Raw genomic sequence first — 24,375 nt, 5'->3', positions numbered from 1 at the left:
TCACCTCTCCCAATATAAATATAAAAAGCACCTTACGGTGCTTTTTATTTTGTGTAATTTAATATATATTATTCAACTGACATTAAGAAGTAGTATAAAGGTTGGTCACCTTTATATAATTGTATATCACAATCTTCGTACTTTTCTTCAAGCTTAGATACAAATTCATTTGCTTCATTGTCCGTAACATCTTCACCATAGAATATAGTTATAAGCTCACTATCATCATCAACCATATTTTCAAGTACTTTTTCAGCAACTTCAAATTTGTCTTCCCCAACTTCTTTAATCTTGCCTTCTACTAAGCCAAGCATATTTCCTTCTTTAATGTTTATTCCATCCATTTCCGTATCTCTAACAGCATATGTTACTGAACCAGTTTTAACAGCTTCCATTAATTCTTTTAATTCTTCTTCATTTTCCTTTGGTTCAGCATCTCTATTAAACATTGATACACAAGTTATTCCTTGTGGAATAGTTGTTGTTGGTATTACAATTACATTTTTTTCTGATATTTCTTGTGCTTGTGATGCAGCCATTATTATATTTTTATTATTTGGTAATATGAATATATTTTCTGCATTAATCTTATCTATACAATCTAATATATCTTGTGTTGAAGGGTTCATAGTTTGACCACCTTCAATTACATAATCCACACCTAAATCTTTAAATATGTTTGTAATTCCATCACCCATAGCAACTGTAACAAAACCATACTTCTTAATTTCTTCTTGTTCTGCTGCTTCTTCTGCTTGCTTTGCTTGCTCTTCTCTCATTTCTCCAGCTAAAAGTTCTCTATGCTCTTCTCTCATATTATCAATCTTGATTTTTGAAAGTTCACCGATCTTTACAGCATTTGATAAAACAAGTCCCGGATCATTTGTATGAATATGAACTTTTATTACATCATCATATCCAACAACTATCATTGAATCTCCTAAAGGTTCAATTTCATTTTGTAATTCTTTTGCATGTGTCGCATCGCCTAATATTATGAACTCAGTGCAATATCCAAATTTAATATCTGCATCTCCAGTTGTCTTAGCTCCAGTAACTTCTCCGCCACCTTCACCAATTTTAATATCTTTAACTTCTGCAACTATTCCATCTTTTAATGCTTCAAGCATACCTTGAAGTATTATATAAAGCCCCATACCACCTGAATCTACAACCTTCGCCTTTTTAAGTGCTGGTAATAATTCTGGTGTTTTATCAAGCATCACCTTTGCAGCAACTGTAACTTCTTCTAAAAGTTCTTTTACGTTGTGTTTTTTTGAATGCATACCTGCTTCAGCTGTAGCTCTTATAACTGAAAGTATAGTTCCTTCAGTTGGTCTCATAACTGCCTTATATGCAGAATTTGACCCTTCTTGCAATGCGTTTGCAAACTCGCTAGCTGAAACTTCGTCAAGATTAGCTAATCCCTTTGAAATTCCTCTTAAAATTTGGGAAAGAATAACTCCTGAGTTACCTCTTGCACCCATTAATGCACCTTTCGCAAGCTTTTTAGAAACTTCTCCTATAGAATCTGAATCTATATTTTCTATTTCCTTAACAGCAGCTTTAAAAGTCATTGACATGTTAGTTCCTGTATCTCCGTCTGGTACTGGGAATACATTTAATGCATTAACATAATCACTCTTTTCCGCTAGCCTATTGCTTGCGTTTACTACCATGTTATAAAAATCACGGCCGTTTATCTTATTAAATTCCATTAGTCGTTTACCTCCTAGACTCTTACCGCTTGAACATTTACTGAAATTGATGCTACCTTTAATCCAGTAAAGTTTTCTACATTATAACGTACTTTTTGAATTATATTGTTCGCTATAACAGATATCTTTGTTCCATACTCTACCATAACAAATAATTCAATATCTAATTTATCATCATCGTTAATAGCTATCTTAACTCCCTTGTTAAAATGTTCTATTCTAATTAACTCCCAAAGACCTTCTGTAGCATTCTTTGAAACCATACCTACTACACCATAGCATTCCATTGTTGATAATCCAACAATCTTAGCTAAGACTTCTTCTGAGTAATGAACTTTTCCATTTTCTTTTGAAAATCCTACCATTACTATTCCTCCTCATACATATCATACCTATATTTTATATTAGAAAACTCTATTATTCAAGATTTATATGAGAATATAGGAAAATAATATATTTTTTTTTAAAATAACCACTTGCAAAATCATATAATATTATGTTACAATGAATTCTGTCCTATTGAAGAGAAATATATCTTCACTTAACAAGGAGGTGTTTTCAAATGGCAAGAAGATGCGAAATTTGTAACAAAGGTGTTGTTGCAGGTGTTCAATACAGCCATTCACATCGTCAATCAAAGAGAACTTGGGCTCCTAACATAAAGAAAGTAAAAGCTTTAGTTAATGGAACTCCAAAGAAAGTTCACGTTTGTACAAGATGTCTTAGATCTGGTAAGGTTGAAAGAGCAATATAGTTCAAATAAAAAAAATGCATTGCATACGCACTGCATTTTTTTTATACTTTAAATTCTTATGTATTTTTATTTTTTTCTTCTAAAAAATTTTATTATACTTGATATACATTTAGGTAATTTTATAGCTACTATTTTCATTTCTTCCTCCCATAAATACAAATTAATAAAAAAGAACTAATATCCCCTTTTTACATTGTATGTAAAAAGAAAATATTAGTTCCTATTTTTAATATAAATTATTTCTTAGTCTCTAGTATACATAACTAAAATCACACCTGAATCAAAGGTAATATTAATATCATCATCTAAAAATTCATTGCAAATAGCTCTTGGCTCTAGAAGTGTCATATCATAGCTTGTCAAATCATACTTACCACTTCTTATAGTAAAATTCTTTACAACTTCACTTAAAGCATGAAATGATATAACTTTTCCATCTTCTTTTTTTATAATTGAACTTTTATTAACTATATACATTCTATTATTATCATCTATAATTTGCATTTTAACTTTATCTTTAAGAGCCCTAAATAATATCCCTATATTCCCCAAAGTATGATCTAGTCTTGAACCTGTAGCTCCAAACATAAGAATTTCATTGGCTTTAAATATCTCTTTAGCTTTTCTATAACCTAAATCAGTATCTGTATAATCTTTTTCTGAGTTATACTTTTCAACATTTACGTCCTTTTCTAAGAAATATTCTAATACCTCTTTATTAATGGAATCAAAATCTCCTAATATTAGATTTGGAATTATATTTAGCTTATATAAAATATTACATCCACTATCTACTCCAATTATAATATCATTTTCTTCTATATATGATTTTAATAGTTTTTCTGAAGGTGGATTACCACCAGTTACTATTATTGCTCTCATTTTACGAATTCCTTTTAAGACTCTCTATATTTTTAATAACTTCACCATTCTTGTATACAGAAGAACCTGCAACAGCAACATCTACTCCAGCCTCTCTAACTATCTTAATGTTATCTATACCAATTCCACCATCTATCTCTATTATTAAATCCTTATTATATTTTTTTCTCATTTCATCTACTTCTTTAACTTTTTCTATAGAATAGTCAATAAAGCTTTGTCCTCCGAAACCTGGATTAACACTCATTATTAAAACCATATCTAATTTAGAAATCAAATCTTTAATAAGTATAGTTGGAGTTCCTGGATTTAACACAACTCCAGCTTTTACACCTTTTGATTTTATATATTGAATTGCTCTATCTATATGCTTTTCGGCTTCATAGTGTATAGTTATAATATCTGCTCCTGCATCTACAAAATCATCTATGTATCTTGATGGTGATTCAACCATTAGGTGAACATCAAATATTTTATCTGTTCTGTTTCTAATAGCCTTAACTATTGGTGCTCCAAGAGTTATATTGGGTACAAAAGCTCCATCCATAACATCTATATGTATGTAATCTGCTCCACTTTTATCTAAAAGTTCTATTTCCTCCCCTAATCTTGAAAAATCTGCTGATAAAATTGACGGTGCTATTTTTATCATTAATACTTCCTCCCTTTTAATATTTCTTCTAATGTTCTTATATAAAATTCATATCTATATTTATTAATTTTTCCCTCTTCTACAGCTTCTTTAACTGCACATCCTGGCTCTTTATGATGCAGACATCCTCTATATTTACATTCATTATTATATTCCTCAAAATCTGGGAAACAGTATCTCAAATCATCTTTATCAATAAATGTTACATCTAAAGTTGAAAATCCTGGTGTATCAACAATATATCCATCAGATATATCTATAAGTTCACTATGTCTTGTAGTATGCTTTCCTCTACCAATCTTTTCACTAACTTCTCCAGTTTCCATATGTAATCTATCTGTAAGTGTATTTATAAGAGTTGATTTTCCCGCTCCTGATGGTCCACATAAAACGGTTACGTTACCCTCTAATCTTTCTTTTAAGCTGTCTACACCTATTCCTTTTTTCGCATTTATAAATAATACTTCATATCCTATAGCATTAATCTTTTCTTTTAGTTCTTTTCTTTCTTCTTCATTTACTAAATCGACTTTATTTAAAGCTACTATTGCCTTTATATTATTACTTTCACAAAGTACTAAAAACCTATTTAATAAATCAAAGTTTAAATCAGGATTTTTTATAGCAAAGACTACAAATGCTTGTGTTACGTTTGCAACTGTTGGTCTTATAAGCTCTGAAGTTCTATCATCTATCTTTTCAATAGTTCCTTTTCCATTCTCTATTAAAATCTCTACATTATCTCCAACCATAGGTTTAAGTGATTTATGTCTGAACTTTCCTCTAGCCTTACATTCTATTATTCCTTCATCAGTTTTTATATAATAGAATCCACCTATTCCTTTAATTATTTTTCCCTTCATAGTTCCTCCAAAAATTTCTTTCTTACTTATTAATATAAACACTTTTCATTATTTTTTGCAACCTTTTTAAAATATGCTTTAAGAATTTATATAAAATTCTCTAAATAAAAAAGAGGCAATAGTGCCTCTTTTTTATTTATTAACTTAAATATTATTAATTTTATTTATTTTTGTTATCTTTATGACTTGTTTCTGTACCAGTACCAGTCCCAGTTTCTGTACTATCATCTTTTTTTATAGTAAGAGTAACATTTTTTCCATTTACACTCATATCAGTTACTATGTCACTAGAACCTGCATTACCAGGATTTGAATGTACTTTATATCCTAATCCTACTAAATATGATGATGCATCACTAAAAGTTTTCCCGATTACTCTACTATCATCAATTTGTTGTGTTTTTTCTTTATCAGTTGTTAACGTTACTGAACCTCCTGGTTTTACAGAAGATGGAGAAGAACTCACAACATTCCCATCTTTATCATATCCATCTTGAATAGTTGCTGTAATATTATATTTAGCTAATTCCTTAACAGCATTTTTAAAGCTCATTCCACTAACTTTACTCATTATATCTACGTTTTCTTCTGTGTAAGTTCCAACAGTTAATATAACTTTTGATCCTTTTTCTACACTAGCACCTGATTTTGGTGATGAATCTATTACCTTATCTTTTAATGATGGATCTGTTGTTTTGCTTGTTTGAACATCTACGCTTAATCCAAGAGCAGATAATTTATCCCTAGCTTCTCTTTCAGTTAATCCATTTAATGAAGGTATAGTAACATTAGTTGTCTTTTTACCTTTACTTACAACTAAATTAACAGTAGTATCTTTAGTAACCTCACTTCCATTTGATGGATCTTGTGAAATTACTTTCCCTGCTGATATACTATCGCTATATTCTTCCGTAACATTTATATTAGTTATTCCAATACTATTTAGCTTAGCTTTAGCATCATTTAAAGTATCTTCAACTACATTTGGCATATATGCTTTCTCTTCACCGCTAACAGTAACATTTATAGTTGTTCCTTCGTTAACTGATTCCCCAGCTTTAGGATCAGTTTCTAATACTGTTCCAGCTTTTTTATCACTTTTAACTTCTTTAATTTTAACAACTTTAAGTCCAATGCTACTTGCTTCTTTCTGAGCCTCTTCAAAAGTCATACCAACAAGATTTGGAACATTTACTTTCTTAGGAGAACTTCCTCCACTAAGCATAAAGTATCCTCCAACACCTAAAAGTGCAATAATAACTACAGCTGCTATACCAATTATAATTCCTTTACTGCTTTTTTTATGTTGATCCTTCTTTTTAGGTTTCTTTTCTTCTTCATAATGATCATCTTCTGATTCATCATAATATCCATCATCTTCATCGTCATAATATTCATCATCTTCATCATCATAATATTCGTCTTCTAAGTCATTATGATCATCTTTTGTTATTATTGGCTCTTTTATAGCATCCATTACAATAGTATGCTGACTAGTTGCTTGAGTATTATTTCCGATTTTACTAACAGCCCCAATTTCAACATCTGGGTTTTCTTTTATTTTTTCAAGATCAGATATTAATTCTTTAACATCTTGGTATCTTTTATTTGCATCCTTTTCCATACACTTTAACACAACTTTATTTAAGCTTTCAGGAATTTTACTATTTAACTCCTTTGGTGGAACTACTTGTTCCTGAAGATGCTTTAAAGCTATTGTAACAGGAGAATCTGCTTCAAATGGCACTTTCCCTGTTAACATTTCATACATTACAACACCTAATGAATAAATATCTGTTCTATCGTCAATAAAACTTCCTTTTGCTTGCTCTGGTGAGAAGTAATGTGCTGAACCTAAAATAGTACTTGTATTTGTTAAGGTTGCAGAATCTGAAGACTTAGCAATACCAAAATCAGTTACTTTAACTAAACCATCTTCAGTAACCAATATGTTTTGAGGTTTTATATCTCTATGAATTATATTATTCTTATGCGCACAATCTAAAGCCTTTGCAACTTGAATTGCAATAGTTATAGCAGTATCATAACTTACTTTACCAAACTGTTCTATAACTTCTTTAAGTGTTTTACCATTTACTAGTTCCATTACAATATAATTAGTATCTCCTTGAGTACCTACATCTAGCACATTAACTATATTGTTGTCAGATAGCTTAGCTATGGCAGTTGCTTCTTTTTTAAACTTACTAACTATTTCTTCATTATCTGAGTACTCAGCTTTTAGAATTTTAACTGCTACATATCTATTTAGCTTATTACATCTAGCCTTATAAACAATAGCCATGCCACCTTCGCCAACTTGCTCAAGTAGTTCATATCTATCGCCTAATATTTCCCCATTCATATTATCTCTCCTCCAAACAACATCACTGTAATATTATCTCTGCCTCCATTTTTATTAGCTTCATCTACTAAGTATTCACAGGCAAGTTTATTGTTTTTTTCTCTTTTTAATATATTGTTCATTTCATCAATTGTGACTTCATTTGTTAATCCATCTGAACATATTAGATATTTATCATATTCATTTAGCTCAAATTTAAATATATCTACTTCAACATTATCACTAGTTCCAACAGCCCTTGTAATAATATTTTTATTTGGGTGATTCATTGCCTCAGTTTCTGATATACTTCCAGCATCTAAAAGTTGCTGAACTAAAGAGTGATCCTTTGTAAGCTTATATACAATATCATCCTTAACTCCAAAGCAGGAACTATCCCCTACATTCGCAACAATCACTTTATTATTATAACACAAACATGCGGTTATTGTAGTTCCCATTCCTTTTAACTTTTTATCACTTGCTGAATAATTATATATATCAGAATTCACTTTTTTTATTGCTTCTTCAAGAACATTATCACAAAATTTATTAATATTATCATTTACAAATTTTATAACTTCACTAGCTGCCATTTCACTAGCTACTTCTCCTGCGTTATGTCCTCCCATTCCGTCTGCAACTATATAAATACTATAAGAGTCACCTTCAAAGTAACCAAGGCTATCTTCGTTAAATTTTCGTTTTATTCCAACATCACTTTTATATCCTACCATATATACTCTCCCCCTAGCTTTGGGACTTAATATAACTTCTTCTCAATTGCCCGCATGCAGCATTAATGTCTCCACCCATTTCTCTTCTAACTGTAGCTTCAATTCCTCTATCTTTAAGAATTTCTGCAAAAGTTTCTACAGCTTTATTAGAAGATCTTTTAAATGAATTTTCTTTTACTTCATTTACAGGTATTAAATTAACATGACAAAGCATTCCTTTTAATAATTGCCCTAAAGATTTAGCATCTTCTTTACTATCATTAACATCTTTTACTAGTGCATATTCAAATGTTACTCTTCTGTTGGTTTTATCAATATAGTAATGGCATGCATCTAAAATTTCTTTTATTGAATATTTGTTAGCAATTGGCATTATCACTCTTCTCTTCTCATCACTAAATGCATGTAATGAAATTGCAAGTGTTATTGTCATACCTTCATCTGCTAATTCATAAATTTTAGGTACTAATCCACATGTTGATAGTGTAATATGCCTTTGACCTATGTTAAATCCATATTCAGAAGTTACTTCTTTTAGGAATTTTGAAACATTGTCATAATTATCAAGTGGTTCCCCACTTCCCATTAAAACAATATTTGATATTCTTTCTCCTAATACCTTTTGAGCTATCATTATTTGTGAAAGAATTTCACCAGAAGTCAAGTTTCTCACTCTACCATCTATTGTTGATGCACAGAATTTACATCCCATTCTACATCCAACTTGAGTAGAAATACATATTGTATTTCCATGTTTGTATTGCATGATTACACATTCTATTAAATTTCCATCATTAAGCGCTAAAAGTAATTTTCTTGTATTATCATCTGATGATTTAAAACATTCAATCACCTCAGGAATTAAAATTTCAAAGTTCTCATTCAACTTTTCTTTTAATGACTTTGGTATATTTTTCATATCTTCAAAATTCCATATATCTTTATATATCCATGAAAATACTTGTTTTGATCTAAAAGCACTTTCACCATTCTCTTTTAACCATGATGCAAATTCATCTAAAGTATAATCTAATAAATTTTCCATAAATTTTCTCCTACTAAATTTTCTTAAGTTTAGCCATAAAGAAACCATCCATATATTCATTTGGAAGAACTGTTAACATATCATTTTGATATTTTAAGTTATCCCCCTTACCTATGAATACTTTCTCTAACTTACAGTCGTTATGTTTATTTAAGAACCACTCAATATTTTGTTCGTTTTCTTCTTTATTTAAAGTACAAGTTGAGTAAACCATAGCTCCACCAATCTTTAAATATTGCCATGAATTCTCCATGATTTCTCTTTGAACTTTAACTATTTCTTTAAGTTCTTCACGATTTTTATTCCATTTAATTTCTGGTTTTCTCTTTATTATCCCAAGTCCTGAACATGGAACATCTAAAAGTATTTTATCAGCAAGACCTACAAGCTCTACGTCTATCTTTGTAGCATCCATTTCTTTTAATTCTACATTGTCTATTCCTAGTCTATCACAATTTTCTTTAATTAAGCCTAGCTTATTTTCATGTAAATCAAAAGCTAAAACTTTTCCTGTATTTTCAAGAAGCTCTGATATATGAGTTGTCTTACCTCCAGGGGCACTACATAAATCTAATACAGTTTCACCATGGTTTATATCTAAAAGTGGTGAAACTAACATAGCACTTTCATCTTGAACAGTTATTTTACCCTCATTAAATAGTTTATTATTTTCTACGCTTTTTCCACCTTTGATTGAAATAGCCTCAGGACATATATATCCTTCTTCTACATTATAACCATTTTCTTCTAACTCTTCAAATACTTCATCAAAGTTAGATTTTAATGAATTTACCCTAACTGTTACCTTTGGAGTAAAGTTTAATCCATTTAGGATTTTTATAGTATCTTCTTCTCCATATTGTTTTATAAATAATCTTATAAGCCATGGTTCAAAAGAATATGTATATGCTAGTTCATATATTTTGTTTTTAAAGTTTAATCCTGACTCACCTTTTTTACCATAAGTTCTTAAAATACCATTAACTAATTTGCTTGATCCTAAAGATATTTTTTTAGCTTGCTCTACAGCTTCATTGCACGCAGCATAACTTGGAACCTTATCTAAAAATTTTAATTGATACATTGCCATTCTTAGGATATTTAATACTCTTTTATCCATTATCTTTATATCTTTAACAAATGAAGCTATAAGAGTATCTAAACTACTTTTTCTTCTTATAGTTCCATAAACTATCTCTGTTACTAATGCTTTATCTTTATCATTAAGGTCTGAATTGTTTAATTCATTTGATAATGCTAAATTTGAATAAGCTCCTTCATTAAATACCCTATTTAGTACTTTTAAAGCTATGCTTCTACTATTCATAAAATACCTCTTCTTTCAGTTTTTCTTAATATATAGCAATTTTAATTATCTCTTCTACTAATTGCAATTAATCTTAATAGTTGTGCAATTGCCATTAATGCAGATGCAATATAAGTCATGGCAGCTGCGCCTAATACTTTTTTAGCACCACTTACTTCATCACCATATAATATACCTCTTTTTTCTAGTATATTAATAGCTCTACTTGATGCATTGAATTCTACAGGAAGTGTTACTAATTGAAATATCACAACACCTGAGAATAATACAATCCCTAAGTTAACAAGTAAACTATTCCCCATAAATAATCCAATTATAAATAAAATCCATGAAATACTTGAACCAAAATTCACAACTGGAACAATTGAATTTCTAAGTATAAGTGGCTTATATGCTTCCTTATGTTGAATTGCATGACCAACTTCATGAGCTGCAATTCCAGCAGCTGCAATTGAGGTTCCACTATACACTTCTGGAGATAACCTAAGCACTTTACTACTCGGATCATAATGATCTCCAAGCTTTGTATTTACTATTTCAATATTTACAAAAGAAAGACCTGCTTCATTAAGCATCATTCTTGCAACTTGCTCACCTGTGTACCCATTCATAGTTCTTATAGTTTTGTACTTATTATAAGTTGAGCTAATTTTTGCTTGAGCCCAGAAACTAACTAAAAGAGCAGGTATTAATATAAGCATTGTTCTATCGAAATAAAATGGATAATACATATATATCTCTCCTATCTACCTAATATAAATTCTTTATTAACCTCATGACCATTTATATATTGTTCTACCATCAAAGGTTTTGAACTCGGGAATTGCATTTTTTTAATTAAGAGAACACCTTCTCCAGTAGAGACTTCTATTCCCTTCTTTGAAACTTCTATTATTTTTCCGCACTCTGCCTTACTTTCCTTATTTAAAGCTTCACTTTCAAATATTTTCATAGTGCTTCCATTATATAAAGTATGTGCAACAGGCCAAGGATTTAATCCTCTAATCATATTATGAATTTCTCTAGCACTCTTACTCCAATCAATTTCAGCCATCTTTTTGTTTAGCATTTTGGCATAGAAAGTTTCATCACTTTGCTTTTCTGGAGTTATAGTTCCATTAACTACACCTTCTATTGTATCAACTAAAAGCTTTCCGCCTCTTTCTTTAAGGATATCATAAAGCTCTCCTGCATTCATGTTATCAGTTATTTCAACTTCATCCTTTAAAAGCATATCCCCAGTATCAAGCCCAACATCCATAAGCATAGTAGTATTTCCTGATACCTTTTCTCCATTTATAATTGCCCAGTTTATAGGTGCTGCACCTCTATACATAGGAAGTATTGACCCATGTAAATTTATACAACCATACTTTGGTATGTCAAGAACTTCTTTAGTAAGTATTTGACCAAATGCTACAACTATAATAAAATCTGGCTTCATATCTTTTAGCATTTCAATCATTTCTTTTTCATCTTTTAATTTTTCTGGTTGATATACCTTAATATCATGCTTTAATGCTTCTTCTTTAACTGGTGAAAAAGCTAATTTCTTACCTCTACCTTTTGGTCTATCTGGTTGAGTAAATACTGCCTCTACTCCATATTTATCTATTAATTCTTTTAAAGATGGAACTGCAAAATCTGGTGTTCCCATAAATACTATCTTCAAAAGTATCCCTCCTTTTTTGTGTTAGTAAACTTTATTTTACTTTATCTATAAATAAAATACCATTTAAATGATCATTTTCGTGTAGAATTGCTCTTGCAAGTAATTCTTCTCCCTCTAAAATAAATTCTTCACCTTTTTCATTTAAAGCTTTTACCTTTACATAGTTTGGTCTTTCTACATCTTCAAATTCACCTGGTACACTAAGACATCCTTCTTCTCCATATTGACTTCCTGAAGTTTCAAGAATTTCAGGGTTTATAAATACTCTAGCACCTTCTCCATCATAAACATCTATAACAAATATCCTTTTAAGTATTCCAACTTGTGGTGCTGCAAGACCAACTCCATCCTCTTCATACATAGTATCTATCATATCTTCTATTAATGTTAAAGTTCTATTATCTATTTTATCAACAACCTTACTATTCTTTCTTAATACTTCGTCACCTTTAAGTCTTATTTTTCTAATTGCCATGAAAAATTCCTCCTATAATAAATTATTTGGGTTTATATCAATATTTACTCTTATTTCATTATATACACTCTTATTCATTTCATAAAGTCTATCTTTTATTTTTTTAGCTAGTTCATCTATAATTTTGCCCTTAATTAAGATTTGCCATCTATATTTATCCTTAATCTTTCCAACTATACACTGAGTTGGCCCTAGCAGTGTTATTTCATCCTCTAGTAGTTTATCAACTTCCTTAGCTATAGATTTCATAAATTCCTTTAATTTTTCTTCATTTTTTGAAATCCCTCTTATAAGCAATATTTTTCCAAAAGGTGGATATCCCATTCCTTTTCTTATAGCAATTTCTTCTTTAAACATTCCTACATAGTCATTATCTATAGCATACTTTAAACTTGGATGATTTGGAGTATAAGATTGGATTATAACTTTTCCTTCTTTATCTCCTCTTCCTGCTCTTCCTGCAACCTGAGTTATTACCTGAAACGTTCTCTCACCAGATCTATAATCCGGTATATTAAGTGACATATCAGCAGCCAATACTCCAACTAAGGTAACTCCTTTAAAATCCAAGCCTTTGGTTATCATCTGGGTACCAATTAATATATCAGCTTCTCCTCTTTTAAAAGAATTGTATATTCTTTCATGAGAATCTTTATTCCTTGTTGTGTCAGCATCCATCCTAAGAATTCTAGCATCTTTAAAATATTTTCTAACTTCATTCTCTACTTTTTCAGTACCAGCTCCAAAAAACTTAACATATTTACTCTTACATTTTGGACAAATTTTAACTTGCTTTTCTGTTCGGCCACAATAATGGCAAACTAAGTATCCATTTTTATGATAAGTCATAGATATGTCACATTTATGACATTTAAACACATATCCACAACTTCTACAAGAAATAAATGTAGAAAATCCTCTTCTATTTAAGAATAATATAATTTGCTCTTTTCTCTCTAAAGCCTCTTTCATTTCTTTATAGAGTTTTCTTGAAAACATTGAAAGATTCTTAACTTTAAGTTCTTCTCTCATATCTACTATTTCCATAGTAGGAAGAGGTTTATTATCAACTCTGTTATTAAGTTCAATTAATTCTGTTTTTGAGACCATAGCATCTGCAAAACTTTCAACAGATGGTGTTGCAGATCCTAAAATATATTTGCATCCCTTTATAACACTTAAAAATTCTGCTACTTCTTTAGTGTTATACTTAGGGTTATGTTCAGATTTATAAGTTCCTTCATGCTCTTCATCGATAATTATTAGTCCTAATTTATCTACTGGAAGGAATATTGCACTTCTAGCGCCAACTACAAGTCTGCACCTTCCTGATTTTACTCTATACCACTCATCGAATCTTTCACCATCTGAAAGCCTACTATGAAATAGTGCAACATCTTCTCCAAATCTTCCCTTAAATCTTTCAATCATCTGTGGAGTTAATGCTATTTCTGGAACTAAAACAATAGCTCCCTCTCCTCTATTTAGTACTTTTTCTACTAAATTCATATAAATTTCAGTTTTCCCTGAACCTGTTACGCCCTTTAAAAGCACTCCATTTTTATCTGTATTTTCAATTCTTAATATTGCTTGTTTTTGTTCTTCTGTTAAATCTTTAGAATTATCTTCTTTATAAATCCTACGATTAAATCTCTCTATTACTGTCTCTTCAATAGATAAATATCCTTTTTCTATTGACTTATTTATTACATATGTAGAAAAGTTATATTCTTTTGATAATTCTGCTTTAGAAAATAAACAATCATTATCTTTTATAAAGCTAATAAGATTTTTATATTTTTCTTTATTTTTTATATCTTCATAAAAATCATTAACAAACTTAATAACTTTTTTCTTTTTGCTTTTTAGTCCTTTAATAAGCCCAGTTGGTATCAAAACTCTTATTGCATCTATATGTTTGCAAAGAGTTTTACGTATTAAAAATTCTATCATAAGCAAATCTTCTTTTGTAAGAATAGGTTCTTCATCACATAATTTAATTATTTCTTTAACCTTATATGTATCATTAAACTCAGTTGAAAGAGCCATAACAAACCCTTCTGTAGGTTTATTTCTCACTCCAAATGGAATTTTAACTCTGTGACCTACACTAATTAAAGGAACTAGATCATCTTTAACTTTATAAGTGAATGGCTTATCTATCTCTACAGCATCACTATTTACAATTACTTCAGCATATAGTTCCATTTTATAAGTTCACCCTTTCAAAATTCTTCTTAATAAGAGAAGAAAGCGCATACTTAGCGCTTTCTTTCAATAACATCAAACAAATTACTAGCTACTTCTCTTTTACTCATTATATCAAGTTCTTTTATAGAACCATCCTTTGAAATTACAAAAACCTTATTTTGATCACTACCAAAACCAGTTTCTTTTGATGTAATATCATTTGCTATAATATAATCAAGATTTTTTCTCTTTAATTTGCCTTTTGCGTTTTCTATCAAATTACTACTTTCAGCAGCAAAACCAATTAATACTTGGTTCTTTTTCTTTTCTCCAAGTTCCATTAAAATATCATTATCTCTAGTAAATTCTATATTTAAATTCCCATCACCTTTTTTTATTTTCTCATCGCTATATTCCTTAGGCTTATAATCAGCAACAGCTGCTGACTTTATAACAATGTCAGATGAATTATAATGATCAAGGACAGCCTTTCTCATTTCAGAATTTGTATCTACTTCAATAATTTCTATTCCATGTGGTTTCTTTATATTTTTAGCTCCAGTTACAAGTACAACTCTAGCACCTCTATCTCTTGCTTCTTCTGCAATAGCATATCCCATTTTCCCAGTTGAATTATTTGTTATAAATCTAACTGGATCTATATTTGCTCTAGTAGGTCCTGCTGTTACAAGAACTTTCTTACCTTCTAAATCTTTAGTTGGGTGAAGTGCTGTTAAAACATGCTCAAATATAACTTCTGGCTTCGGAAGTTTTCCTTTGCCAATATCTCCACATGCAAGTCTTCCTGAGTCTGGTTCTATAAACTCATATCCATATTCTTTAAGCTTTTTAATATTAGCTTGAACAATTGGATTTTCATACATATTTGTATTCATTGCCGGTGCAAATATAACCTTAGCTTTAGTAGCCATGATAGTAGTTGATAACATATCATCCGCTATACCATTTGCAACCTTACCTATTATATTGGCTGTAGCTGGTGCAATAAGCATTATATCTGCTTTTTGAGCAAGACTAATATGTTGAATTTCCCACGCCTTTGGCTCTGCAAACATATCAGTTATAACCATATTTTGACTAATTGACTGAAAGGTTAATGGTGTAACAAATTGAGTAGATGATTCAGTCATTATGACCCTAACCTCTACTCCTTTTTTACGAAGAGCGCTTACAACATCTAATGCTTTATAAACCGCAATTCCTCCACAAACTCCTAATACAACGCATTTATTCTTATACATAGTATATTAGTTTTCCTCTACTACTTCTATAGTTTCGTATCCTACTTTATCTTCATTTACTTCGTTTATTGCGATTGTTAAAGGTTTTTGTGAATTTACTTTTACTAATGGTTCACTACCTGCAATTATTTGTCTAGCTCTCTTTGAAGTCACTATAACTAGTGAGTATCTGTCTTCTACCTTTTTTAATAAATCTACTATTGATGGATTAATCATAGAGTTGTTCATGTATAAAGCCCTCCTTAGAATCTAATATCTTATTTTTCATTCTATCTACTCTGCATTTTTCAGCTGCAATTATAGCTTCAAGCTTTGTTACAGCTGTATCTACTTCATCATTTACTACAGCATAATTATATTTTGAAATATAGTTTATTTCTTTATACGCTGATTTAAATCTTGTCATTAAAGATTCTGGTGTTTCACTTCCTCTTCTAATGATTCTTTGCTTTAATTCTTCCATTGATGGAGGAAGTATAAATATAAATATTCCCTCTTCACAATTTTCTTTGACTTTTAAAGCCCCTTGTATATCTATTTCTAATATTACATCTCTGCCTTCGTCTAACATCTTTTGTACACTAGACTTTGGTGTTCCATAGTAATTGCCATACACTTCTGCATGTTCTAAGAAATCTCCTTCTTCGACCTTTTGTAAAAATTCTTCTTTGGTTTTGAAGAAATAATTTACACCATGCACTTCGCCAACTCTTGGCTCTCTAGTTGTGGCTGAAACTGATAAATAAATATCCTTATGTTTATCTAATAATGCCTTACAAATTGTTCCTTTACCAGCTCCTGATGGACCTGATATTACTAATAAAACGCCTTTTTTACTCATTATTCATCTACCTCATCTTCATGATCATCTTTATTTGATAATCTGTGAGCTACTGTTTCTGGTTGAACTGCTGATAAAATTACATGGTCACTATCAGTTATAATAACTGCTCTTGTTCTTCTTCCATAAGTTGCATCGATAAGCATTCCTCTATCTCTAGCTTCCTGGATTATTCTCTTAATTGGTGCAGACTCAGGACTTACAATAGCAACTAGTCTATTAGCTGACACAATATTTCCAAAGCCAATATTGATTAATTTAATACCCATGTGTATCCTCCTTATTATTCTATGTTTTGAACTTGTTCTCTAATCTTTTCAATTAGATTTTTTATGTCAATGACTATATTTGTCATTTTCATGTCATTTGATTTAGAAGCTATAGTATTTGCTTCTCTATTCATTTCTTGAACAATAAAGTCAAGCTTTCTACCTATTGGCTCACATATATCAAGCGTACTTCTCATTTGAGATATATGACTTCTAAGTCTTATAATTTCTTCATCTACAGTAGCCTTATCTGCGAAAATAGCAATTTCAACTGCAACTCTATTTACATCTACTTCAATTCCTGTAGTTAGATCTTTTATTCTATCTTCTAACTTTGCTTTATACTGCATTGGAATTAAATCTGCAATTTTCTCTATATCAAGTACAAGGTTTTCTATTACATTAAGCTTTTCTAATATATCTTCTTTAAGTTTTTCTCCTTCTCTTTCCCTCATTTCAACCATATTTTCAAGAGAAGTTTCCATTAAAACTTTTATTTCTTCAAATATTTCTTCAACATTTTCTTCTTTTTCTGTAACTGAAATTACATCTGGAAATCTTGCTATCTTAGTTGCTGTTGCATCATTTGGAATGTTTAATTCTTCTGAAATTCTAGCTAAGCATTCAAAGTAGCTTCTAGCTAACGTTTCATTAACTTCTGCAACACTTTCACCTTTAGAAAAGTTCTTAAGATTTATATAAACATCAACTTTTCCTCTATTTAACTTTGAGCTTATTAATTTACGAAGCCTTTCTTCTAAAGGAAAAATTGACTTTGGCATTCTTATATTCATATCTAAATATCTATGATTTACACTTTTCATTTCAATAGAAAAAAGTCTTTCTTTACCTTCTTCACTACTAGCTCTTCCAAAGCTAGTCATACTTTTAACCATTATTTTCCCTCCTCTGCATAAAACTTAAATTCATAAATACATATTATTTTAGTACACCATTAAAGTCAATAGTTTGTTAACAAAATGTTTACAATTAAGTTTTAGTTATATTTCTCAATAAAAAAAGACTAACTCAAAAGAGCTAGTCCTTCATTTATTTTATAATAAGAATAATTTAAATAAGAATACTATAGCAAGTACAATCATAACTATAGATATTTTTTTCTTCTCTTCTCTCTTCTTTATAAAGAATGTATTATATAAAACATTAATGAAAACATAAGCTAGAACTCCTAGAGTTAATCCATCTCCTATGCTATAAGTAAGTGGCATAGCTGCTATTGTTATAAATGCAGGGAATCCTTCTGTTATTTCATTAAAATCAATATTTTTAACAGCTCCAAGCATTAAATAACCAACATATATTAAAGCTGGTGCTGTTGCACATGCTGGAATTGCTACAAAAATTGGTGAGAAAAACATTGCAACTAAGAATAATAATCCTGTTGTTACTGATGTCCAACCTGTTCTTCCACCTGCTGCTACTCCTGTTGAACTCTCAACAAAAGTTGTCACTGTAGAAACTCCAAGACACGCTCCTGCCGTTGTTCCTATTGCATCCACCATTAAAGCTTTTCCTACATTTGGAATGTTACCATCTTTATCAAGCATTCCAGCCCTTGATGTAACTCCAACTAATGTTCCAATAGTATCAAAGAAATCTACAAATAAGAATGTACAAACTACTGTTATAAAAGTCCATATAGTATTCGGATTTAACATATAACCAAAATCAAGTTTTCCTGCTATAGGAGCTATACTTTCAAATTTAATAATTCCATTAGGTAAATATATACCAAGGCTTGCTGCATATTCTGGGTTAAACATTGCATATCCCCATGCAAGTAATGTTGATACTAATATTCCAAAAAGTATAGATGCTTTAACTCCCTTTTTATCTAGTACAGCAATAACCACTACTCCAATTAATGCTATTATAACTGTTGGTGTAGTAAAATGTCCTAGTGCTAAAAATGTATCTGGATTATCAACAACTATATTACTTCCAGTAAGACCTATAAAAGCAATAAATAATCCAATACCAGCTGTAACCGCATATTTCATATTCATAGGTATCGCTTTTACAACTGCTTGACGAACTTTAAATAGTGACATAAGAATAAATATGATACCTTCAACAAAAACTGCTGTTAATGCTACCTCCCATGATATACCTTTTCCAATTACAACAGAAAAAGCAAAATAAGCATTAAGTCCCATACCTGATGCTAATGCAAATGGTAGATTCGCAAATACTCCCATAAGTATAGTTGCTATAGCTGCCGCTAGACAAGTTGCAGTAACTAATGCACCTTGATCCATACCAGTTGCACTTAATATGCTTGGATTAACAGCTATTATGTACGCCATTGTTAAGAATGTTGTTATCCCAGCTATAATCTCTTTCTTAAAATCAACATTCTTGTTTTCTAATATTTCGAAAACTCTTTTTTCTTTATTCATTTTTTCCCCCCACAAAACTAAGAAGGTCATTATGACCTATTTTCTATAAAATAACTCATAATGACCTTCTTTAAATTTTTTCTTAAGAATAGTCTTCCCATAGTAAGATGTTTAAGGCATCTTGTAGAAACTAGTGGCCCATATTCCACTATTATATGAGTCTTTTTACAATACTATTCTATTAATTTTCACGAATATTGTCAATATATTTTATTAAAATATATTGTTATATGCGAATAATTTTAAATTTATGAATGAAATTCATTCATTTATCTAATTATGTTCATATAATCCTTCTTCAAATAATTTTTTAATTTCATCTAATGTCTTACCTGAATTTATAGCTGCTAAGAGTTGTATTCTTGCTTTTTGGCCCGGCATTGTGTCACCAAATATAACTCCAAGATCCATTAAATGTTTTCCTCCACCTTCATATCCATAACTTTCAAAAACTCTTCCTTCAAAGCATCTAGATACAAGAACTACCGGAATATTCATTGATATAGCTTTCTTTATTCCTTCAACCATTGTTGGTGGAACATTTCCTCTTCCCATTCCTTCAATTACAATTCCCTTAAATCCTTTTTCTAAAGCAAAGTCTATGTAAGATGAGTCCATTCCAGCAACACACTTTATAAGTGCCACATCTTTGTCCATATTGCTTGGTGATAACTTTTCTCCTTTTTTACCTTTTCTATAGAATATAACTTTATTATTGTCAACTATTCCAACAGGTCCAAAGTTTGGAGTTCTAAAAGCATTTAATGCCATTGAATTTGCTTTAGTAACTTCTCTTGCATCATTCAATTCTCCATTAAAGCAAACTATCACCCCTCTACCTCTTGACTCTTCAGCTATAGCTGTACAAATTGATGCAGCTAAATTAAAAGGCCCATCATATCCAAGTTCTGAAGAACTTCTCATAGCACCAGTTACAACTATTGGTTTTTTAGTCTTAACTGTTAAATCTAAAAAGTATGCTGTCTCTTCTAAAGTATCTGTACCATGTGTTATAACAATTCCTGCAATATCCTCTCTATCTGCTAGCTCTTGAACAAATTTCGATAATTTAAGCATAAGTTCAGGTGTAACGTGTGGTGATGGAAGAGATGAGAAATTATAATTTACAACTTCAGCATAATCTTCTATCCCTGTCACCATTGCCATTATCTCTTCTCCACTTAAGCTTGGCACAGCAGCCTTTATTCTATCATCAACTTTCATTGATATTGTTCCACCATTAAAAACAACCGCAATTTTTTTCATAGTCATCCTCCTGTTTTCCTTTGTAATAAAAAGAACTCTTGGTATTTACCAAAAGTCTCTAAGTCTTTAAATAATTTTTGGTAGGGCGGCGTATCCTACATCTCTGTTTACTAAATTATATTAGCGCGTGAGGAGCCTTTTCTCACCTCAAAAACTTTTATATATTTTTATTATACATACTTAATGAAACATTTTTCAAGCAAATAATACTTTTTTATTATACAGCCTCTTTCAAAGTGCCACTATATATCTTATTTCTCATCTTACTTTTTGTTACTGGATACATACTTGAAACATAAATATATTTTTCTTTTAAATCAACTTCAAGTATTAGCATTATATATGCATCAACTTTTTTTACTAATTCTAATGCACCTGATTCTGCATTCCTTTTATTCATTCCTACAAAATCTGGATCTCCAATAATTCTTTCAATAATTATTGTTAAATTATCTTTTATATTTCTAGTAAGCTGTTTTCCGTGCTTTTTTCTTATATGCTTTAATACCCCTGGTGAAGCATAGACATTTCCATAAAAATCAAACCCTACTTTCTCTGAGATTGCCTTATCTATTGCCCCAACTTTTTTATAAGCCTTGTATTTATTAATCATAATACCTCACCATGCCTTTTCGCGTAATACTTTAAAAATATATATTTTATATTATATATTATTCACAATTTGATGAATATGATAACATAATCTTAAAAAGGCTAGTATAATGTTAAACAAGATACTAACCTTTTTTTATTTCTATAGGATTATACAGATTAATCCACCATTACCCTCATTTATTATTTTTTGTAATGTTTTTTGAATTTTTATCTGAACATCTTCTGGCATTTTATATAATTTATTTTGAAGGCCTTCCTTAACAAGAACTTCGAGTGATTTACCTAACATATTACTTTGCCATAAAGTTGCTGGATCATTTTCGAATTGTTCAAGTAATGACTTAACTAACTCCTCTGATTCTTTTTCAGATCCCATAATAGGGCTTATTTCAGTTTGTATATTAGCTTTTATAAAATGAAGTGATGGTGCACTTGCTTTTAACTTAACTCCGTATTGAGAACCATGTTTAACAATTTCCGGTTCTTCAAATTTCATTTCTTTAAGCTGTGGTGCTACTAGCCCATATCCTGTTTCATTTACATCATTTAAAGCATCTTTAACTTTATCATATTCTTTTTTAGCAAAATTTAATTCTTTTATTATTGACATAAGATCATTTTCTGAAGTAACATCTAATTCACAAATTTCACTTAAAACTTTATAGAATATTCCATCTTTAGGTTTAAGTATAACCCTAGCTGTCCCTACCCCAAGATCTATTTCTTTTATAAAAGCCTCTCCTAAAAACTCCTCTCCATCTAATTTATCTAGAGAAATTTTTACATCTCTTATTTTTGATATGTTTTTGCTCATCCCTCTTATTATGTTAAAGAAATCCTTTTTAAGCCAATGCTCTGCTTCTAGCCTCTCAAGCCACTCTGGCATATCAATATTAACTTCTTTTACTGGGAATTCTTTAAGTACATGCTTAAATAAATTTTCAATGTCTTCTTCTCTCATATTTGCTATGTCCATAGGTTGAACTTCAACGTTATATTTTTCTTCCATTTCCTTTTTAATTTCTTTTGTTTCCTTAGAATTTACTCTTGAGCTATTAAGTACTACTACAAATGGCTTATTTATTGATTGCAGTTCAGATATTACTCTTTCTTCTGCCTCAACATAATCTTGTCTTTCAAGTCCAGTTATGCTTCCATCTGTAGTTATAACTAAACCAATTGTTGAATGGTCTGTTATAACCTTTCTAGTTCCTATTTCAGCTGCATCTTCAAATGGAATTTCATAATCATACCACGGAGTATTTACCATTTTAGGTGTATCACCCTCTATATATCCTAATGCTTCTTTTACTATATAGCCTACACAATCAACCATTCTAACTTTAAATTTTATTTCATCTTCAATGTTTATTTCAATTGCTTCATTTGGAACAAATTTTGGTTCTGTTGTGTGTATCATTTTCCCTGATCCACTTTGTGGTAATTCATCCTTTGCCCTTTCTTTCTTAAATTCATTATCTATCTTTGGTATTACCATAAGATCCATAAATTTCTTTATAAAAGTTGATTTACCAGTTCTTACAGGACCAACAACTCCTACATATATGTCTCCTTGGGTTCTTTCTGATATATCTTTATAGATTTTAAAGTTGTCCAAGAAAATACCTCCTAACTATTTGTAACAATATATATATATTCTAAATGTTGAAATTATATACTAATTTATAATTGAATTTTTAAATATATTTCCATATTTCAGAGTAATATAGTAAAATATTTATATAAATTTAAATAAGTAAACAGAAAGACTATATTAACATTAAAAAAAATTCGTAAAACTGCTATTTCATTTATGAATAATAATCCTAAATACTTTTTATCGTCCTAAAATAAGAAATCGATATCATAAAGTTCCTTATAAAAATTTTTACGCAATGTATATAACTATAATCTAAGATAATATAGAAAACTAATCTATATTTCTAAACTAAAGACCTCCTCATTTACCTCTATATTATAGTTATATGACATGAAGGTTATAAGATATGAAATAAATATAAAAAAAAGCAACCAAATTTGGTTGCTTTTTTAATGTGTTTCGTTTTTCTTTTCTCTAAGCATTAGTTCTTGAACAGCTTCTCTCGGCTCTTTACCTTCAAAAAGTATACTATATAGTGCATCTGTAATTGGCATACTAACACCAATTTCTCTATTTAGTTCATGGAAAGCCTTGCAAGCTTTAACCCCTTCAACTATCATTCCAACTTCATCTAAAGCTTCATCTAAAGAAGCACCTTTTCCTATAAGGATACCAGCTCTTCTATTTCTTGAATGCATTGATGTACAAGTAACGATTAAATCTCCCATTCCTGTAAGACCGAAGAATGTTTCAGCTTTTCCGCCTAAGGCCATCCCTACTCTTGAAATTTCTTTCATTCCTCTTGTCATTAAGGCTGCCTTTGAATTATCACCATATCCAACACCATCGCCGATACCTGCTGCTAGTGCAATAATATTTTTAACAGCTCCACCTATCTCTACACCAACTATATCCTCGTTAGTGTATATTCTAAGTGTTGGTGTCATAAATAATTCTTGAACTTGTTCTGCGTACTTCATATCGTTTGATGTCGCAACTAAAGTAGTTGGGATCTCTATTGCTACCTCTTCAGCATGACTTGGTCCTGATAGTATAACTACAGGATTAGGAAGTTCTTCTTCTATAACCTCTGATAGTCTTTTGTTGCTTGTAGGTTCAATACCTTTTGCTATAGATATTATGACTACATCTTTTGTAATTTTTCCTTTTAAAGATCTAGTAACATCTCGTATTACATGGGAAGGAATTGCTAAAACTAAATAGTCAATCCCATCTATTGCCTCATCTAAATTATTATAGGCTGTAATATTTTCTGGAATGATTAGGTCTTTAATATATTTATCATTTTTTCTGTTATTATTGATGTCATTACATACATTAATATCTCTGTCAAATATACTTATTTCGTTTCCTTTTTGACCAAGCTGAACAGCTAATGCTGTACCAAAGCTTCCTCCTCCAATAAATGCTACCTTACTCATA

24 protein-coding genes and 1 riboswitch are annotated in these 24,375 nt (G+C 30.2%); of the genes, 1 reads left to right on the top strand and 23 read right to left on the bottom strand.

The features are described 5' to 3' along the window. Positions 1–68: 68 nt before the first annotated feature. Together ACQPUW_RS05720 and ACQPUW_RS05715 are read right to left on the bottom strand one after the other, a co-directional pair. Positions 69–1,718, bottom strand: a complete 1,650-nt coding sequence (locus ACQPUW_RS05720; RefSeq protein WP_430836523.1) for a DAK2 domain-containing protein — start codon at positions 1,716–1,718, stop codon at positions 69–71. A 14-nt stretch (positions 1,719–1,732) separates the two neighbouring features. Beyond that, entirely contained in the window at positions 1,733–2,083 is a 351-nt protein-coding gene (locus tag ACQPUW_RS05715; protein WP_204595246.1) for an Asp23/Gls24 family envelope stress response protein, read from the bottom strand. A 197-nt stretch (positions 2,084–2,280) separates the two neighbouring features. On the opposite strand from ACQPUW_RS05715, the gene rpmB reads away from it, so the two are divergent. Next, positions 2,281–2,472, top strand: coding sequence for a 50S ribosomal protein L28 (gene rpmB, locus ACQPUW_RS05710; RefSeq protein WP_039316116.1), 192 nt, complete (start codon positions 2,281–2,283; stop codon positions 2,470–2,472). A 243-nt stretch (positions 2,473–2,715) separates the two neighbouring features. Here rpmB and ACQPUW_RS05705 read toward each other — a convergent pair whose 3' ends face one another. From ACQPUW_RS05705 to ACQPUW_RS05605, 21 genes are all read right to left on the bottom strand, one after another. Continuing rightward, entirely contained in the window at positions 2,716–3,354 is a 639-nt protein-coding gene (locus tag ACQPUW_RS05705; RefSeq protein WP_430836522.1) for a thiamine diphosphokinase, read from the bottom strand. 1 nt (position 3,355) lies between these two features. After that, complete coding sequence (gene rpe / locus ACQPUW_RS05700) at positions 3,356–4,006, bottom strand: ribulose-phosphate 3-epimerase (protein WP_430836521.1); 651 nt, start codon at positions 4,004–4,006, stop codon at positions 3,356–3,358. Beyond that, the gene (rsgA, locus tag ACQPUW_RS05695) at positions 4,006–4,869 is read right to left on the bottom strand and encodes a ribosome small subunit-dependent GTPase A (RefSeq protein WP_430836520.1); all 864 of its coding nucleotides are present in this window, start codon (positions 4,867–4,869) and stop codon (positions 4,006–4,008) included. The genes rpe and rsgA overlap by 1 nt, the downstream gene beginning before the upstream one ends. A gap of 160 nt (positions 4,870–5,029) precedes the next feature. Beyond that, positions 5,030–7,234, bottom strand: coding sequence for a Stk1 family PASTA domain-containing Ser/Thr kinase (gene pknB, locus ACQPUW_RS05690; RefSeq protein ID WP_430836519.1), 2,205 nt, complete (start codon positions 7,232–7,234; stop codon positions 5,030–5,032). After that, complete coding sequence (locus ACQPUW_RS05685; protein WP_430836518.1) at positions 7,231–7,950, bottom strand: Stp1/IreP family PP2C-type Ser/Thr phosphatase; 720 nt, start codon at positions 7,948–7,950, stop codon at positions 7,231–7,233. Before ACQPUW_RS05685 ends, pknB begins: the two co-directional genes overlap by 4 nt. A 13-nt stretch (positions 7,951–7,963) precedes the next feature. After that, the gene (gene rlmN / locus ACQPUW_RS05680; protein ID WP_430836517.1) at positions 7,964–8,995 is read right to left on the bottom strand and encodes a 23S rRNA (adenine(2503)-C(2))-methyltransferase RlmN; all 1,032 of its coding nucleotides are present in this window, start codon (positions 8,993–8,995) and stop codon (positions 7,964–7,966) included. A gap of 13 nt (positions 8,996–9,008) precedes the next feature. Beyond that, on the bottom strand, positions 9,009–10,322 hold the full coding sequence (rsmB, locus tag ACQPUW_RS05675) for a 16S rRNA (cytosine(967)-C(5))-methyltransferase RsmB (protein ID WP_430836516.1): 1,314 nt from the start codon (positions 10,320–10,322) through the stop codon (positions 9,009–9,011). A 41-nt stretch (positions 10,323–10,363) separates the two neighbouring features. Then, positions 10,364–11,053: a zinc metallopeptidase gene (locus tag ACQPUW_RS05670; RefSeq protein ID WP_430836515.1), complete on the bottom strand. Its 690-nt coding sequence runs from the start codon at positions 11,051–11,053 to the stop codon at positions 10,364–10,366. Positions 11,054–11,064: 11 nt separating this feature from the next. Then, positions 11,065–11,994 carry a methionyl-tRNA formyltransferase gene (gene fmt, locus ACQPUW_RS05665; RefSeq protein WP_430836514.1) on the bottom strand — a complete coding sequence of 310 codons (930 nt, stop codon included), beginning with the start codon at positions 11,992–11,994 and terminating at the stop codon, positions 11,065–11,067. Between the two features lie 31 nt (positions 11,995–12,025). Then, positions 12,026–12,469: a peptide deformylase gene (def, locus tag ACQPUW_RS05660; RefSeq protein ID WP_430836513.1), complete on the bottom strand. Its 444-nt coding sequence runs from the start codon at positions 12,467–12,469 to the stop codon at positions 12,026–12,028. A 12-nt stretch (positions 12,470–12,481) separates the two neighbouring features. Then, positions 12,482–14,677 carry a primosomal protein N' gene (gene priA / locus ACQPUW_RS05655; RefSeq protein WP_430836512.1) on the bottom strand — a complete coding sequence of 732 codons (2,196 nt, stop codon included), beginning with the start codon at positions 14,675–14,677 and terminating at the stop codon, positions 12,482–12,484. 53 nt (positions 14,678–14,730) lie between these two features. After that, positions 14,731–15,921, bottom strand: a complete 1,191-nt coding sequence (coaBC, locus tag ACQPUW_RS05650; RefSeq protein ID WP_430836511.1) for a bifunctional phosphopantothenoylcysteine decarboxylase/phosphopantothenate--cysteine ligase CoaBC — start codon at positions 15,919–15,921, stop codon at positions 14,731–14,733. A gap of 6 nt (positions 15,922–15,927) precedes the next feature. Continuing rightward, positions 15,928–16,149, bottom strand: a complete 222-nt coding sequence (rpoZ, locus tag ACQPUW_RS05645) for a DNA-directed RNA polymerase subunit omega (RefSeq protein ID WP_430834330.1) — start codon at positions 16,147–16,149, stop codon at positions 15,928–15,930. Next, a complete protein-coding gene (gene gmk / locus ACQPUW_RS05640; RefSeq protein WP_430834331.1) occupies positions 16,130–16,762 on the bottom strand; it encodes a guanylate kinase in 633 nt (210 codons plus the stop codon). The genes rpoZ and gmk overlap by 20 nt, the downstream gene beginning before the upstream one ends. Next, the gene (gene remA / locus ACQPUW_RS05635) at positions 16,762–17,031 is read right to left on the bottom strand and encodes an extracellular matrix/biofilm regulator RemA (RefSeq protein ID WP_039316141.1); all 270 of its coding nucleotides are present in this window, start codon (positions 17,029–17,031) and stop codon (positions 16,762–16,764) included. The genes gmk and remA overlap by 1 nt, the downstream gene beginning before the upstream one ends. A gap of 14 nt (positions 17,032–17,045) precedes the next feature. Next, a complete protein-coding gene (locus ACQPUW_RS05630; protein ID WP_430836510.1) occupies positions 17,046–17,927 on the bottom strand; it encodes a YicC/YloC family endoribonuclease in 882 nt (293 codons plus the stop codon). 159 nt (positions 17,928–18,086) lie between these two features. Next, on the bottom strand, positions 18,087–19,451 hold the full coding sequence (locus ACQPUW_RS05625; RefSeq protein ID WP_430836509.1) for an NCS2 family permease: 1,365 nt from the start codon (positions 19,449–19,451) through the stop codon (positions 18,087–18,089). An 80-nt stretch (positions 19,452–19,531) separates the two neighbouring features. Further along, positions 19,532–19,630, bottom strand: a riboswitch (purine riboswitch). A 94-nt stretch (positions 19,631–19,724) separates the two neighbouring features. Next, complete coding sequence (locus tag ACQPUW_RS05620; RefSeq protein WP_430836508.1) at positions 19,725–20,717, bottom strand: asparaginase; 993 nt, start codon at positions 20,715–20,717, stop codon at positions 19,725–19,727. Between the two features lie 217 nt (positions 20,718–20,934). Next, complete coding sequence (locus tag ACQPUW_RS05615) at positions 20,935–21,330, bottom strand: hypothetical protein (RefSeq protein ID WP_430836507.1); 396 nt, start codon at positions 21,328–21,330, stop codon at positions 20,935–20,937. Between the two features lie 141 nt (positions 21,331–21,471). Next, a complete protein-coding gene (spoIVA, locus tag ACQPUW_RS05610) occupies positions 21,472–22,950 on the bottom strand; it encodes a stage IV sporulation protein A (RefSeq protein WP_430836506.1) in 1,479 nt (492 codons plus the stop codon). A 431-nt stretch (positions 22,951–23,381) separates the two neighbouring features. Continuing rightward, positions 23,382–24,374: an NAD(P)H-dependent glycerol-3-phosphate dehydrogenase gene (locus ACQPUW_RS05605; RefSeq protein ID WP_430836505.1), complete on the bottom strand. Its 993-nt coding sequence runs from the start codon at positions 24,372–24,374 to the stop codon at positions 23,382–23,384. Position 24,375: the final 1 nt, after the last annotated feature.

Source organism: Clostridium sardiniense, from assembly GCF_050584765.1.
In the GTDB taxonomy this organism is placed as follows: domain Bacteria; phylum Bacillota; class Clostridia; order Clostridiales; family Clostridiaceae; genus Clostridium; species Clostridium sardiniense_A.
The sequence above is the reverse complement of the archived record's forward strand: the minus strand, read 5'-3'. Positions and strand labels throughout refer to the sequence as shown.

Excerpts from the sequence above, each read along its gene's own strand:
- ACQPUW_RS05720 (WP_430836523.1), bottom strand. The coding sequence starts at position 1,718 with ATGGAATTTAATAAGATAAACGGCCGTGATTTTTATAACATGGTAGTA.
- ACQPUW_RS05715 (WP_204595246.1), bottom strand. The coding sequence starts at position 2,083 with ATGGTAGGATTTTCAAAAGAAAATGGAAAAGTTCATTACTCAGAAGAA.
- rpmB (WP_039316116.1), top strand. The coding sequence starts at position 2,281 with ATGGCAAGAAGATGCGAAATTTGTAACAAAGGTGTTGTTGCAGGTGTT.
- ACQPUW_RS05705 (WP_430836522.1), bottom strand. The coding sequence starts at position 3,354 with ATGAGAGCAATAATAGTAACTGGTGGTAATCCACCTTCAGAAAAACTA.
- rpe (WP_430836521.1), bottom strand. The coding sequence starts at position 4,006 with ATGATAAAAATAGCACCGTCAATTTTATCAGCAGATTTTTCAAGATTA.
- rsgA (WP_430836520.1), bottom strand. The coding sequence starts at position 4,869 with ATGAAGGGAAAAATAATTAAAGGAATAGGTGGATTCTATTATATAAAA.
- pknB (WP_430836519.1), bottom strand. The coding sequence starts at position 7,234 with ATGAATGGGGAAATATTAGGCGATAGATATGAACTACTTGAGCAAGTT.
- ACQPUW_RS05685 (WP_430836518.1), bottom strand. The coding sequence starts at position 7,950 with ATGGTAGGATATAAAAGTGATGTTGGAATAAAACGAAAATTTAACGAA.
- rlmN (WP_430836517.1), bottom strand. The coding sequence starts at position 8,995 with ATGGAAAATTTATTAGATTATACTTTAGATGAATTTGCATCATGGTTA.
- rsmB (WP_430836516.1), bottom strand. The coding sequence starts at position 10,322 with ATGAATAGTAGAAGCATAGCTTTAAAAGTACTAAATAGGGTATTTAAT.
- ACQPUW_RS05670 (WP_430836515.1), bottom strand. The coding sequence starts at position 11,053 with ATGTATTATCCATTTTATTTCGATAGAACAATGCTTATATTAATACCT.
- def (WP_430836513.1), bottom strand. The coding sequence starts at position 12,469 with ATGGCAATTAGAAAAATAAGACTTAAAGGTGACGAAGTATTAAGAAAG.
- priA (WP_430836512.1), bottom strand. The coding sequence starts at position 14,677 with ATGGAACTATATGCTGAAGTAATTGTAAATAGTGATGCTGTAGAGATA.
- coaBC (WP_430836511.1), bottom strand. The coding sequence starts at position 15,921 with ATGTATAAGAATAAATGCGTTGTATTAGGAGTTTGTGGAGGAATTGCG.
- rpoZ (WP_430834330.1), bottom strand. The coding sequence starts at position 16,149 with ATGAACAACTCTATGATTAATCCATCAATAGTAGATTTATTAAAAAAG.
- gmk (WP_430834331.1), bottom strand. The coding sequence starts at position 16,762 with ATGAGTAAAAAAGGCGTTTTATTAGTAATATCAGGTCCATCAGGAGCT.
- remA (WP_039316141.1), bottom strand. The coding sequence starts at position 17,031 with ATGGGTATTAAATTAATCAATATTGGCTTTGGAAATATTGTGTCAGCT.
- ACQPUW_RS05630 (WP_430836510.1), bottom strand. The coding sequence starts at position 17,927 with ATGGTTAAAAGTATGACTAGCTTTGGAAGAGCTAGTAGTGAAGAAGGT.
- ACQPUW_RS05625 (WP_430836509.1), bottom strand. The coding sequence starts at position 19,451 with ATGAATAAAGAAAAAAGAGTTTTCGAAATATTAGAAAACAAGAATGTT.
- ACQPUW_RS05620 (WP_430836508.1), bottom strand. The coding sequence starts at position 20,717 with ATGAAAAAAATTGCGGTTGTTTTTAATGGTGGAACAATATCAATGAAA.
- ACQPUW_RS05615 (WP_430836507.1), bottom strand. The coding sequence starts at position 21,330 with ATGATTAATAAATACAAGGCTTATAAAAAAGTTGGGGCAATAGATAAG.
- ACQPUW_RS05605 (WP_430836505.1), bottom strand. The coding sequence starts at position 24,374 with ATGAGTAAGGTAGCATTTATTGGAGGAGGAAGCTTTGGTACAGCATTA.